Genomic DNA, 14,012 nt, shown 5'->3' with positions numbered 1-14,012 from the left:
GTCCTCATTGATCAACATGCGGCGTTGGAGCGGAACCTTTCGCTTTGCCCCTTGCCACTGAGGGCAGGCCCAGCCTCCGGCGATGGCTTCTCTCGATCTGATTGGCTAGCGGGTCTCTGACCATGTGAAGCCAAGCCACAAGATTGCCTCCCATCACTGCGGTGACCAGCCCAAGGATGCCGCCGGCAAAGGTGAGTACTTTCAACGTCGTACCGAGCAGTCCATCGGGAACCCACCCAGCGAAGGATGCGACCCCTGCACCCAACAACGCGACACTGACGAGGCTCGCGACTGCCTTGGCCCTCCTGTTCGCCCTGGCGACTGCCTCCTTCCGGATGTTCAACGCGACCTCTTGGATGTTCTCCTCAAGGCGTTTTGCGCGCAGGTTGGCATCGAGGACGCCGCTCTTGAGGCCTTCGACTTCCTGCTCGGTGCGAGATAGCCTCTCGTTCGTCGCGTCACGTTGCTCCTCAGCGACCTTGCGCTTCACTGCATCCAGAGCTGCGTCAGCGCGGGCGGGGGCCGAAGCATATTGCTTGGCACGTTCGAGGATTTCGCTCACGGACTCGTCCGACACCTTGTCCGCTCTGCCTAGTGTCGCCTCCATGAGGAAGCGCCGGCTCTCTTCGGAATGGCAGAGGAGCGCGATGTCTTCGGCTGTGACATCACCCTTTTCAGCTTGCCCCTCGACGATTTTCAGGAATCGCGTCCACAGCGCTGACCCAGGCTCAAGGCCAGCGAAGGCCTCGGCGACAAGAAGGAGAGAAGGCAGGGTGGACGCCTCTTGGGGCGTCTTGAGGTAGAGAATCGTCGCAAGGTCGCTCATGGAGGTGGCTACCGGCCATTGGTGACCTTCACGCGAGAAGAAGGATCGAGCCACCCGTGCGACGGCATCATTATCAGTGATAAGCACGGCCCGACACGACTCGATCGCCGCGGAGCTGGACCCGCGGCGGAGGTTATGGATCGCTACCAAGCTATCTAGGTCACGCAGAAGCGGTTCATCGGTGCGGTAGGCAATCGCGCTCTCGAGAGCCTCGCGGAGTCCATCTTCACTGACCTCGATGCGAGGGATGTGATCAGGGCGTTCTTCGACAGTTATGGCCTGGTGACTCACTTTGGATCGGAACTTCTCAGACTCGATCAGGAGGTCGTGATGGTCCAAGTTCGACTTGATCGCCCACGCTTGAATGCCGGTAATACGGGTCGGAACCTTGCCAGGCCTGCGGCGCGCTTCTGCGTTTGCGCGAATCACGCCCTCAGCCTCGTCAACACTGTGCTCAAAGCAAGCGACCTTCGCCCCTGCGGTGCGCGCGACGCGTAGCACTTCAGAAACTGCGGACTGGGCTTCGGGCCCTTCCAACCCGACCAGCTGAAGCAGAAGTGGTGAATCAAGGTAGAGAGTCGTGTTGACGAACTTGCTTTCAATCCGTTCCAAGTTGGGGATCTGGATGGCTGCGGCGAGCATCGTTCCCTTTGCTGCCGCAACGATCGCGTCATAGCCCTGAGGGTCCGCGCGCGCCACATTTGCTATGAAGTCCGAGACAACGTACGACGTGTCATCGGACAGAGCCCTTCGTCGGTATGGGTCGGCACGCACTGCGACGCGTAGCAGGTCCACAGTGTCGTCCTCGATCTGCGCATATAGTGCGGCCGCCGCCGCTTCGCGGTCGAGAACTGTCTGATGCTCTCCCGCCGCAAACGCAATGAGCTTGTCGATCAGCGCCTCTTGGTCGCGGACGAACGCGGCCTGCTTGGCCAACAAGTTGGGGAGCCGCTGGGCCACGCCCTCCTCTAATCGATACTCTCGATTGTCTCGGACGACATCCCGCTGACGCGCTAGGCGTTTCAGCAGTGCCTCAGCCACCCTCGTGGGCAGTTCGATACCCATCATCTCGGAGACAGCGGCACCTATTTCGTGGGGCTGGAAGGACCGGGAAGGCTCTGGCCGCATGGCCTCCAAAACGAAGGGGGTGAAGTTGTCGAGATGGGTCTTGCCGGCGTCGGCGTTTGCCTTGATGAGCGCCATCGTCGCCAGCAGGACTTGGCTTGATGGCGTTGCACTGCTCACAGACGGACTCCCTTGTCGTGTTTAGCTCCCGAGAGCGCACGACGAACCCGTGAGAGCTGATGGCGCACTCGCGGAGTCTAGGCTGCCGGACCGACACTCTCCGATGACCCGCGCCGCGCCGCCCGCTAGGTTGAATGCACTGGCTTCTAGGGGGTTTGCGCTGTGGCGACGAAGACGACGGTCCATGACGTGATTGAGGACTTCCGGGCGGCTCCGTCGAACGCGGAGCGTGGTGAGAAGTTCGAGCGGTTGATGGTCGACTACTTCTTCCTGGATCCGACGTTGGCTGTCGAGTACGACGAGGTGAAGCGTTGGCCTGACTGGGACCACGCCGAGAACACCCACGATTCGGGCATCGATCTGGTGGCACGGAACAAGGACACCGGGGAGTGGACGGCGATCCAGTGCAAGTTCTACGACCCGAAGCACACCCTGGCGAAGGCCGATATTGATTCGTTCTTCACCGCGTCGGGCAAGGCGTGGGACGGGGTGACGTTCACCAACCGGATCATCATCTCGACGACGGACCGTTGGTCGTCGCAGGCCGAGACGGCCCTGGAGAACCAGCAGATCCCGGTGCAGCGCATCGGCCTGGCCGATATCGCTGAGTCGCCGATCGATTGGATGTTGGAGTCGAAGCAGGGCTTGGAGTTCAAGCTGAAGAAGGCGGTGCGGTACTCGTTGCGTCCGCACCAAAAGGACGCCATTGCCGCGATCCGCGAAGGCTTCGTGACCCACGACCGCGGCAAGTGGATCAGCGCCTGCGGCACCGGGAAGACGTTCACCAGCTTGAAGCTGGCCGAGCAACTGGCCGCCGAGAACGGTGGCCAGTTGAAGGTGTTGTTCCTGGCCCCGTCCATTTCGTTGGTGTCGCAGACGTTGCGGGAGTGGATGGCCCAGACGCAGACCGACATTCGTCCGTTCGTGGTGTGTTCTGACACCAAGGCCGGACGGCAGGCCGAGGACATCACCACCCACGACATCCCCTTACCGACGACGGACGCCGCCCGGTTGGCGTCCGAGATGGCGAAGATCGGACGCCGCGGGCGCCAGATGACCGTCGTGTTCTCGACGTATCAGTCGATCGATGTGGTCGCCCAAGCCCAGCGGCAGTCGAACCAGGCTTTCGACCTGATCTTGTGTGATGAGGCGCACCGCACCACCGGCGTCACCTTGACCGGCGACACGGCCGAGTCGGCGTTCGTGAAGGTGCACGACAACACCTACCTGCCCGCCGCCAAGCGGCTGTACATGACGGCGACCCCGCGGATCTACGGCGAGGACGTGAAGCGGAAAGCCGACGAGGCGTCGGCGGTGTTGACGTCGATGGACGACGAGACCGCCTACGGCCCGGAGTTCCACCGGCTCGGGTTCGGGGAGGCCGTCGAGCGGAACCTGCTAAGTGACTACAAGGTGATGATCCTGGTCGTCGAAGGCGACGCGATCGCCACCCATCTGCAGGCCGCGATGGCGAACGACGACCGGGAGCTGTCGCTCGATGATGCGGCGAAGATCGTCGGCTGTTGGAACGGGCTGGCGAAACGCACTACCGATCACGACTTTGGCCTCAACCCGACCCCGATGAAACGTGCGGTCGCGTTCTGCCGCGACATCAAAGCGTCGAAGGGGTTCGCCGGGGCGTTCCCCGAGGTCGTCGAAACCCTGGTCCAGGACGCCGACGGCCCCACCTGCGACGTTGAGCACGTCGACGGCACCATGAACGCCCTCGAACGCGCGGACCGGCTGGCCTGGCTGAAAGCGCCGATCCCGGAGGGGGAGTGTCGGGTGCTGTCGAACGCCCGCTGCCTGTCCGAGGGTGTCGACGTGCCCGCGTTGGACGCCGTGCTGTTCTTGCACCCGCGCAACAGCCTGGTAGACGTCGTCCAGTCCGTCGGACGGGTGATGCGAAGGTCGGACGGCAAGGATTACGGCTACGTCATTTTGCCCGTCGCGATCCCCGCCGGGCTCGCCCCCGAAGAGGCGTTGAAGGACAACAAGCGGTTCAAGGTCGTCTGGGACGTCCTCAACGCCCTGCGCTCCCACGACGACCGCTTCAACGCGATGATCAACTCGATCGACCTCGACAAGAACACCAAGGGCAAGATCATCCTCGACGTCATCGGCACAGGCGGGCCCACCGACGACGCCGAAGGCAAACCCCTCAAGACGTCGGACGGCGGCGTCCAGCTGCCGCTGTTCGACCTCGGGCATTGGCGCGACTCGATCCTGGCCCGCATCGTGAAGAAGGTCGGCGACCGGGAGTACTGGGACCAATGGGCCGACTCCGTCGTCGACATCGCCGCCAACCAGCGCGCCCGCATCAAAGCCATCCTGGACGCCGGCGACCCGGCCGTGACCGCCGAGTTCGACACCTTCCTTGACGGGCTCAAAGCCAACCTGAACGACTCGATCAACGCCGACGACGCCGCGAACATGCTCAGCCAACACCTGATCACCAAGCCCGTGTTCGACGCCCTGTTCGAGCACGATTCGTTCGCCGCTCACAACCCGGTGTCGATCACCATGCAGAAGATGGTGGACGCCCTCGCCGGGCACGGCCTGGACGCCGAAACCGCCAGCCTGGAGAAGTTCTACGACTCGGTGCGCAAACGCGCCTCACAGATCGAAACCGCCGCCGGACGCCAAACCGTCATCCACGAGCTGTACGAGAACTTCTTCAAGAAGGCGTTCCCCAAGCAAGCGGCCAGCTTCGGGGTCGTCTACACGCCCGTCGAGATCGTCGACTTCATCCTGCGCGCCGCCGACGACGTCTGCCGGCAGGAGTTCGGCTACGGACTCACCGACGAAGGCGTCCACATCCTCGACCCCTTCACAGGCACCGGCACCTTCATCGTGCGCCTGCTGGAGTCCGGCATCATCCGCCCCGAAGACCTCGCCCGCAAATACACCTCGGAGTTGTGGGCCAACGAGATCATGCTGCTCGCCTACTACATCGCGTGCGTCAACATCGAAACCACCTACCAAGCCATCATCCGCCAACACCTCAAAGACATCACGGACGCCGCCGACACCTTGGGCTCGGATCTTGTCGAAGTGGGTGGTCATGCGGACGTGCCGTTCCCTGAGCCTGTCGAAGGGTCGACCGCACCGATCGACGTGCCGTACGTCCCGTTCCCCGGCGCCACCCTCACCGACACCTTCCAGATCACCGAAGAAGGCGACCGCGCCGACACCTCGCTTATCCCTGTCAACAACGACCGCATCGAAGCCCAGCTCGCCGCCCCGATCAAGGTCATCGTCGGCAACCCGCCGTACTCGGCCGGACAAGGCTCCGCTAACGACAACAACGCGAACCTGAAGTACGCCACTCTTGACGCGCGCATCGCCGAGACGTACGCGGCCCGCTCCACCGCGACCCTCAAGAACAGCCTCTACGACTCCTACGTCCGGGCGTTCCGCTGGGCTACCGACCGAATCGGCGGTCACGGCGTCATCGCCTTCGTCAGCAACAACGGCTGGGTCGACGGCAACACCGCCGACGGCATCCGCAAGACCTTTCAAACAGAGTTCAGCGAAATCTACGTCTACAACCTGCGCGGAAACCAACGCACTGCGGGCGAAACCTCGCGCCAGGAAGGCGGCAAAGTCTTCGGCTCCGGCGCCCGGACCGGTGTGGCCATTCTCATCGCCGTCAAACGATTGACCACCTCACACACCCCAGCGCGGGTGCACTACTTGGGCGTTCCCGACTACCAGACCGCCGACGAAAAGCTGGCCCGCATCAACGCGACCACGCTCGATTCCACTGCTTGGACGACACTCAACCCGAACCGGGCCGGCGACTGGCTCCACCAACGAAGCACCTCCTTCATCGGCTTCCCGGCGATCACATTGAGAGGCGATGAGTCAGAGGAAGCACATTTCGGCTGGAGTTCATCGGGCATCCAGACCAACCGAGACTCCTGGTGCTACAGCTACTCTCGGGATGCGGTCGACACCAACATGCGCCGGATGATCGAGTTCTACGCGACGCAAGCCAGCACTTCACGTGGGGCCGGCGGCAGCCTCGACCTAGACCCCACCAGGATCAGCTGGACCGACCGACTGATCGCCGATGCACTCAAGGGCAAGCAACACAGTTTCGATGCCGAGGCGATCCGGAACGGCCTCTATCGGCCGTTCACGAAGCAGGCCGTCTACTTCGACCCGAGCATGGTCCATCGCGTGTATCAGCAGGGCCGGTTCTTCCCAACGCCCAATCACGCGAACGTCGGAATCACGGTGATCGACTCCGGCGCGCGCGCTCCCTTCTCCGTTCTCATGGCTGGCCTGCTTCCCGACTCCAAGATGTACGTGGACGCGGCCCAGTTCTTCCCACGCTGGACCTACGAGAAGGCGTCCGACCCTTCAACAGGCTCAGGGCACGAGCAAGGGTCGCTTCTGGAGACGACTTCGACAGGTTCAGCCGGCGGCGACGTCGATGAGTGGGGATACCGGCGCGTCGACAACATCACCGACGGCATCCAGGCGCTCTACCGGGAGAGGTTCGGGGCGTCAGTAACGAAGGACGACGTCTTCTACTACGTGTACGGCGTCCTGCACTCGGAGCAATACCGCATCACGTTCGCGGCCGACCTGAAGCGGATGCTGCCGCGCATTCCGCTGGCGGCGACGGCGTCCGACTTCTTCGCCTTCGGTAACGCGGGTCGCAAGCTCGCGGACCTGCACGTCAACTACGAGACGGTCGAGCCGTACCCGCTGCACGAGCAGGCGCCGGCGTTCGGGGACCCGTTCGAGACGTTCCGGGTGACGAAGATGCGCTGGGCCGACAAGACGACGAAGAAGGCGATCGTCTACAACGCGCTGGTGACACTGGGCGACATCCCAGCGGAGGCGCACCGCTACATGCTGGGCTCGCGGTCCGCGCTGGAGTGGCTGATCGACCGCTACCAGGTGAAGACCGACAAGGCGTCCGGCATCGTCAACGACCCGAACGACTGGTGCCGCGAACACAACGACCCGCGATACATCGTCGACCTGATCAAGCGCGTCACCAGGGTGTCGATCGACACGATGAAGATCGTCGACTCCCTACCTCACCTACCCCTATAGGAACCGAAATGGCGACTGGAACTAGTGCGGGCTTGCTGGAAGAGGAGGCTATCCAGTCCTTCCTAAAGCATCGAGTCTTGGGCCGATACACAATCGCTTTCACGCAGAAGCTCGCGCGTTCGGCTCCGGTCACCTTGGTGGATGGCTACGCAGGCAACGGGCGAGACAAGTCAGGAAAGCCTGGCTCTGCAGAGCTGCTCCTCATGGCCGCGGCCGCAGCACCGTCGGGGAGCACGCAAGTTGAGCTCGTAGAGAAGGATGACAAGACGCGGTCGGAGCTTCTCCAGGTAGTCGGCCACTACCCATCGAGCCTGGCGCGCGTTTCCGGCGGCACAGTCGAATCAAATCTGCCAGAGATTCTCAGTCGGGCGCAGCGGCGGGCTCTCTTCCTTTTCCTCGATCCGTGTGGAGCTGGCCTAACCTTTCAGCAGGTTTGCCTGCTCGCGCAGCGGGCGCCTTCGTGGCCACCCACAGAGATACTGCTCAACTTCAACGGGGATCTGGGCCGTCGCGTCGCAGCGAATGCCATTACCCGGGAGACATCCAGTGTCTTGGACATGGTGTGTGGTTCTTGGTGGAGGGAGTCCATTCAGCGGGGTCGATCGAAGTCGACTGCTAGCTGGGAGACCGCGTTGCACGAGTTGGTCTACGACTACGTCGAACAGTTGGCGGCAGCCATCCCCGACTCATCAGTCATGGCGATTCCAGTCCGGAAGCGCCCGACTGGTCAGCCGGTGTTCTACCTGGTCCACATCACGAGGTCGCCGCATGGGACTTGGGTGATGAGCGACGCAGTTGCTCGCTCGATGCGGGAGTGGCGCAGCGAGTCGGAAGTGTTGGACCTCAAGGGCCAAGCGTCGCTCTTCGAGCCTGTCGATGTCTTAGCCGACTACCAGGATGCACGCGAACGCATCGCCCGCAACCTCACGACCATCTCACAGGGCCCGTCCGCGGGACTCGAGCTGCGACTCGTTGCGAGCCAGGTCCTCGACGGGGCCATCGGGGTCTTGAGCGACACTGAGATCAATCAGATCGCCCGCGATCTGAACGATGCGCAGGTACTGCGCCTCGCGAAGAAGGGCAAAGGCACGCGGACGTACGCGGTCTATCCCGTGGCGGCTACGGGCATTTGATCCCAAAGGCGACCGTCGAGTTCACGACCGGCGATCTTCGGGGTCCGCCCACCCCACTGCTTGAAGAAGAAGGGTACGTCAGAGAGCGAGCAGGCGTCCCGGACTCTGCGCACCCATTCGAGGTCCACCGGCCGATACCGCGGACCCGACTCGCCACCAACAATTACCCAGGAAATCCCAGTGAGATCGAGACTATCGAGTGGGCCGAGCAGTGGCTCGCAGGACAGGAACCGCACGGCCGCCGGGACTTTGCGCAGTTCGTTGACCCGGTCGAGTTGCTGAGCGTTCTCGACGGAGACGCCCATCCAGACATTGTCTGGCCATGACAGCTGCGGTGCTAGCCGTGCCAACCTTGTGGCACGTTTGGTCAGCACCTGATAGGTGTGCTGAGGAGTGGCCTCCATCGTTTCAAAAACCCTCTGGATGAACGCGAGGGGTACCCGCGCATGGAAGAGATCTGACATTGAGTTGACGAAGACAATTCGCGGCCGACGCCAAGCCCTCGGCGCGTCGACGAGGTCGTGATGGAGGGTGACTCCGAACCCCGGCCCGGAGGTTCGCGGGTCGCCGTCGACTCGATAGCGCGGGCTGCCCATAGCTTGGAGACGCTTGGCCAGCGCCAACGCGTAGCAGTTGTCGCACCCAGCCGAGACTCGATCACAGCCCGTGACGGGGTTCCATGTCGATTCCGTCCACTCGATCGCTGAGTCAGCACGCATGGTGCCACCGTAGGCCACCACGTCCACTTCCTCGGTAGCCACTCCGGGTCTTGAATCGATCATTTGTTCTATACATGAAATGAGTTTGGGGAGCTCCGAGCTGGGGCGCTCTGAGGGCTCACCCGGCTCTCTCGCTGAATGAGTGCCGGCGTCCGGACGTCGGGGAGGCTCTCGGGTGGGGTGTTGCCGTTGGCCCAGGCTGGGCGGGTGCCGGGGTTGATGTGGCCGTGTTTGTGGTGGGTGGTGGGGATCATGGCGTCGAGCGTGGCGATCACCTTCGTGAGGGCTTCCTTGGTGACGGTCGGGGTCGGGCGTCCGACGGTTCCTGCCCGACCTTGGCCCGGGGTTCCGGTGAGGGCTGTGTCTCTGATGGTGTCGAGGGCTCGTCCGGTTTCAGAGACGGCGAGGGTGGCTCGGGTGGCGAGTTGTCGGAGTTCGTGGTCGTTGGCGGCGATGGGGAGCCATCGTTCGCGGCGGGCTTTGGTGAGGTCGGTTCCGGCGGCGAACACGGGCCGATACGTCGGGTCGACCCGTTTCGCAGACAGCTCGGGGAGGTGTCGGAGGGCGTTGAGGTAGTGGACGCCGACGCCGTCGGTGATTTCGGCGAGTGCCCGCGCGTACAGAAGCACCTGCTGGGGGGTGTAGCGGGTGGTGAGTTCTCCGGCGGGGAGCCAGTCGCCGCGTGCGTCGTGGAAGTGGTGGCTGAGGGTGTCGCGGAGGGTCGCTGCGGTGTGATTGCGTTCGGCAGAGATGAGGTCGCCGAGTCTCAGGTCGCGGGGGAACTGGCGGGCCTGGATGCGCCATTCGTTGCGGGCGTCCCAGAGTGCGGCGACGGCGTCGGTGCCGATGGTCGGGTCAACGTGGCGGGTGAGCAGGACGGCTTTGGTGAGGTAGTAGGCGGTGGCGGTGGTGATGTTGAGGTCACCAAGAGTGGCCCGGAGTCCGGAGGTGCTGACCCGCTCGGGTTGCAGGGTCGCGGTGACATGCGTCGCCCACCGGGCCGCCGCGCGCAGGATCGGGTCATCCGCGTGCAGGTCAACCGCGCCGAGGTCGGCGTACCGGGTGCCAGTGTCGAGATGCCGGCTGCGGGTGCTGCGCGCCAAGTCGTCGAAGGCCGCCTGCAAGCTCGGTTGGTGGGGGGCGGCGTAGAAGCTGGTCCATTCGGCGAGGGTGTTCAGGGGTCGGGTGAGGCGGCTGTGCAGGATTTGGGCGTGGTGGACGTCGGCGCCGCGGGCGACGGGTTGGTCGTCGAGCCGGTCCCGGACGCCGGCGTAGGCGTCCGCGATGGACGCCATCGGCGCGAGCCCGCCGCCGGCAGGGGTGGGTTGGTGAGCGAGGTCGATCAGGGAGCGGAACAGTCCGGCGGTGTCGTCGCTGTTCAACGTCGGGATGCGCAGCAGAGCCCGCGCCGCGGCGTCCGCGACTCCCGGCCATCCGGCGAGGATCTGGCCGGCCTGCTCAGGTGGGGGTTGTTCACGGACGAGCTCCGCAGTGAGCGTGTCGAGCTGGTCGAGGTGGTCGCCGAGGCTGGTCATGGGGTGACCTGGTCGGCGAGGCGTCGGAGTCTCAGTTCGTAGCCGATGATCGTGAGTTCTTGTCCGGGAGCCAGGTCCAAGACGGCCTGGTGGAGGAGGTCGGCGGCTTGGGTGAGGGCGGGGGCGGGTTCGTGCAGGTCACCGAGGGGGAGCCAGCTGAGGCCGGCGAGCCGCATCAGGTCGTGTTGGATTTCGGTGGTCTCGTGGAGGGCGAACAGGGCCCGGTCGGGCAGGTCGTCTTGGTCGAGTCCGTGGCGGGTGGCTCCGTCGAGCAGGGTGGCGGCCTGTTCGAGGGCGGTGGTGATGTTCAGCATGTGCGGGTTCCTTTCGTGTGGACGCCGAACGGTCGCCGTGGGCGTCCGATCTAGGTGGTGAAGCGGACGATGTGCCAGGCGAGGTGGCTGTAGTAGCCGCTGGTGAGGGTGGCGATCGAGACGCCGTGGCCGTCGCTGTTGATCATGGTTCCGTCGCCGCGGTAGATGCCGACGTGGAAGGCGCGGCCACCGGGGGTGTAGGAGAAGCCGATGACGTCACCGGGGCGCATCTGGGTGAAGTCGCGCGGGATGGTCTGGCCGCCGGAGCGGTAGGTGATGTCGTCGGCCAAATGGGGTAGCCGGATGCCGATGTGGGCGTAGGCGTACAAGACGAGCCCGGAGCAGTCGAAGCCGACGATGCTGCGGGCGTCCTGCCCGCCGGGTGAGCAGCAGATCCCGAGGGTGGGACCGTCCGGGTTGCCGCCGCCCCAGCTGTACCGGGTGCCGAGCCAGCGTTCCGCGTAGGCGATGGTGGACGCCGCCGGCCCGGTCGCGGAGCTGGTGCTGGGGTTGCCGGGTTGGGTGTCGCCGATGAGGCAGGGGTTGGCGGCTTGGTCGTCGCCGGAGTAGGCGGCGGCGTAATAGAGGACGTCGTTGGTGTACCAAGCGTTCGGGTTGTAGACGCCGAGCGCGGCCCGGACCCCGTCCGGGCCCTCGGTGGCGCCGAGGGCGGCCAGGTAGCGGGCGGCGCTGAAGATGCTGTCGGCGTTGTTGGTGATGGTGGCGTGGCCGTCGCCGTCCCCGTCGGTGCCGTACTCGGCCCACGTGGAAGGTAGGAACTGCATCAGCCCGACCCCGTGGCCATCGTTCTTGGGGTTGGTGCCGTGGTTGGTCTCGTCCATGCCGACGCCGGCCAGCAGCAACCACGACACCCGGTACTTGGTGGCGGCCTGCCGGTAGAGGGCTTCGATGTCGGCGGGGATCGGGATCGGCGGGTTCGTCAGCGACACCCGCCGGGGCGTCCCCGGAGCAGGCAACACGAACCCCACCGCACCCGCGGGCGACGGGGAGGGCGGCATCGTCACTGCCAAGACGGACGCCTCCGCCGCAGGTCGGCCCGGTGGGGATGTGGTGAGAGCAGACGCCGTCGAAGCGGATGGGGTCGATGGGGCCGGCGGTGGTGGGGTGCAGAGGACGTCCGTCACGGGCGGTGTAGTGCCTGCGATGAGCAGGATCAGGGCAAGTGGGACGGCGACGATCGTCAAGAGGGCGCTGGCCAGAAGGAGGGCGAGGGTTTTCATCAGGCTGCTCCTTCGAGGGCCTGGTTGGTGAACGCGAGGGCTTTCACGATGGGGTGGAGGACGGTTTGGACCTTGTAGAGGCGGGGCCCGACGCACCAGACGGCGCGTCCGGGACGCTGGGTCGCCCAGCCGGTGATCAGGTCGTGGACCAGCGGTGAGAAACCGATCAGCGCCTGCAACTCGTCAGCCACCCGGGCCTCTTGGCCGTGGAGGATCTTGATGTCCGCCAGCGCCAGCAGCTCGGACGCGATCGCCCGGGCGGCGGTGCCAGTGTTCCCGGCACCGGCCGAGTCGCCGGGCTTGTGGCCGATCATCCAGTTGACCTCGCCGTCGCGGCGGGACAGCCGCAGGTCGGCGTCCAAGTTCTGCACGGCGGCCAGGCCGAGGCGCATCTGTTTCCACACCTCGTCGCGGATATTGATCCGCAGGTCGCCGGACTCCTTGACCTCGCGCATGCCCCGTCCCCACGACGACACACACGCCAACGCGATCCCGGTGGCCTCATCCCCGAGCGCTTCGAGGCGCGACAGGGACAGGGACTGGATGGGGGCGGTCCAGTCGACGCTGATGGTGGTGTAGTCGTCGAACATGCCCGCCAACGCGCCCGTGCACAGCTGGGCCAGAGCGTCGCGGACCAGCCGGGTCTCGTCGAGGAACTGCCGCACCGACTCGTAACGGCACTCGACGATCAGGTCGTTGGTGGGGTTGTTGAGGGCGTCCCAGACAGCAGGGATGGTGGTGACCTGCAGGGTGTGCTGGCCGTTGCTGTACCCGGTCAGCTGCTTCAGCACCGTTTCGAGGACGCGAGCGTCGGTCGGGCTGAACGGCACCCGCTGATCCCCGACGTGTTGGGAGGCGACCAGGGAGCGGAGCAGCCCGAGCCAGCGCGGGAACAACAGGGCGGCGCGGCGTCCGATCTCTTCGCGGGACAGCGACGCCCAACCATCACCGAGGGGGCCCAGGTCGAGGGGGTTGAGCCGGGCCGGGAGGCCGGGACCGACTCGGAACGGTTCGACGCCTTGGGAGCGGCACAACGGCTCATACTCGTCTTTGACGTCGCCCAGGATCAGCGCCTTGTAGCCGAAGTCGAACATGGCGGTGATGAACGCCTTCGGATCGGCCGACTTGCCGCCGCCCGGTTTGCCGTAACTCATCACGTTCGGGTTCGTGACCGGCACCGCCTCGTCCAGCACCCAGCCGAGCGGGTCGGCGTAGAAGCAGCCCCCCGACAGTTCGTCGATGCCCAACTGGGCACCGGTCGGCGGCAGCGCGGGGGTGGCGATCATCGGCCACAGACAAGCGGCCTGGTCCGACGTCATCCGCCACTGCGACACAGGCACCGACGCCGCCGACCAACCACGACCCGGACGCCGCGGCCCGCCCGCCGGAACAGTCGCGAACAACCGCGGGTCACGGGTGGAGATGGACGCCGCCGGTGCGGCCGGCAGCTCGTGTCCGAAGTCGGCCAATAGCTCGGCCGTCGATCGACCCGAGCGTGGGCGGCTCACTCGGACCGCCGCCGGTGGTCACGCACGCCATAGCGCCGTACCTCCACAGTCATGTGGGCTCGGGAAGAAGTCACAGTCATCACCTCGCCCACATATCGCCGGGGAAGCGGGTTCCCGGACGACGGACTGGGCTCGAACCGGGGCTGCGTGCGGGCCGGTTGTGAAGAGTGTCTCGATCAGGTGTGGATGAGGTCGGCTGCCAGGGTTCGCGAAGACGGGGAGGGTCGGCATGAGCGAGCTGAGAATCTGTCTAGCGGCTTGGGTGGAGTTCTGCGGGTGGAGGACGTCGATGCCCAGCTCTGTGGTCGACGCGGGCGGGAAGACCTAGGGAAACGCTGATCAATGCGCGACCCGGGGTTACGCCGGCTGGGTGGCGGGATGGTCGTGTCGGGTTCGTCGATTGTGGCTCTGGCTAGGT

8 protein-coding genes are annotated in these 14,012 nt (G+C 64.9%); 2 read left to right on the top strand and 6 right to left on the bottom strand.

Going from position 1 to position 14,012, the window contains the following annotated elements:
- Positions 1–4 precede the first annotated feature (4 nt).
- Positions 5–2,071, bottom strand: coding sequence for a hypothetical protein (locus FN821_RS12025; RefSeq protein WP_131172879.1), 2,067 nt, complete (start codon positions 2,069–2,071; stop codon positions 5–7).
- A gap of 189 nt (positions 2,072–2,260) precedes the next feature.
- On the opposite strand from FN821_RS12025, the gene FN821_RS12020 reads away from it, so the two are divergent.
- The gene (locus tag FN821_RS12020) at positions 2,261–7,144 is read left to right on the top strand and encodes a DEAD/DEAH box helicase (protein WP_241660247.1); all 4,884 of its coding nucleotides are present in this window, start codon (positions 2,261–2,263) and stop codon (positions 7,142–7,144) included.
- Positions 7,145–7,152: 8 nt separating this feature from the next.
- Entirely contained in the window at positions 7,153–8,277 is a 1,125-nt protein-coding gene (gene tcmP, locus FN821_RS12015; RefSeq protein ID WP_131172880.1) for a three-Cys-motif partner protein TcmP, read from the top strand.
- Here tcmP and FN821_RS12010 read toward each other — a convergent pair.
- The 5 genes from FN821_RS12010 to FN821_RS11990 all read right to left on the bottom strand — a co-directional run bounded on the left by FN821_RS12010 (position 8,250) and on the right by FN821_RS11990 (position 13,594).
- Positions 8,250–8,996, bottom strand: coding sequence for a DUF5131 family protein (locus FN821_RS12010; protein ID WP_131172890.1), 747 nt, complete (start codon positions 8,994–8,996; stop codon positions 8,250–8,252). The two genes, tcmP and FN821_RS12010, sit on opposite strands and share 28 nt — an antisense overlap.
- Before the next feature lie 68 nt (positions 8,997–9,064).
- Positions 9,065–10,531 carry a hypothetical protein gene (locus FN821_RS12005; protein WP_131172881.1) on the bottom strand — a complete coding sequence of 489 codons (1,467 nt, stop codon included), beginning with the start codon at positions 10,529–10,531 and terminating at the stop codon, positions 9,065–9,067.
- A complete protein-coding gene (locus FN821_RS12000) occupies positions 10,528–10,845 on the bottom strand; it encodes a hypothetical protein (RefSeq protein WP_131172882.1) in 318 nt (105 codons plus the stop codon). The genes FN821_RS12005 and FN821_RS12000 overlap by 4 nt, the downstream gene beginning before the upstream one ends.
- 50 nt (positions 10,846–10,895) lie before the next feature.
- Complete coding sequence (locus FN821_RS11995; protein ID WP_131172883.1) at positions 10,896–12,086, bottom strand: C40 family peptidase; 1,191 nt, start codon at positions 12,084–12,086, stop codon at positions 10,896–10,898.
- A complete protein-coding gene (locus FN821_RS11990) occupies positions 12,086–13,594 on the bottom strand; it encodes an ATP-binding protein (protein WP_131172884.1) in 1,509 nt (502 codons plus the stop codon). The genes FN821_RS11995 and FN821_RS11990 overlap by 1 nt, the downstream gene beginning before the upstream one ends.
- Between the last annotated feature and the right edge of the window lie 418 nt (positions 13,595–14,012).

Origin of the sequence: Propioniciclava tarda (assembly GCF_900182665.1) — a bacterium.
In the GTDB taxonomy this organism is placed as follows: domain Bacteria; phylum Actinomycetota; class Actinomycetes; order Propionibacteriales; family Propionibacteriaceae; genus Propioniciclava; species Propioniciclava tarda.
This window is presented reverse-complemented; position numbering and strand designations above follow the sequence as displayed.

Excerpts from the sequence above, each read along its gene's own strand:
- tcmP (WP_131172880.1), top strand. The coding sequence starts at position 7,153 with ATGGCGACTGGAACTAGTGCGGGCTTGCTGGAAGAGGAGGCTATCCAG.
- FN821_RS12010 (WP_131172890.1), bottom strand. The coding sequence starts at position 8,996 with ATGCGTGCTGACTCAGCGATCGAGTGGACGGAATCGACATGGAACCCC.
- FN821_RS12005 (WP_131172881.1), bottom strand. The coding sequence starts at position 10,531 with ATGACCAGCCTCGGCGACCACCTCGACCAGCTCGACACGCTCACTGCG.
- FN821_RS12000 (WP_131172882.1), bottom strand. The coding sequence starts at position 10,845 with ATGCTGAACATCACCACCGCCCTCGAACAGGCCGCCACCCTGCTCGAC.
- FN821_RS11995 (WP_131172883.1), bottom strand. The coding sequence starts at position 12,086 with ATGAAAACCCTCGCCCTCCTTCTGGCCAGCGCCCTCTTGACGATCGTC.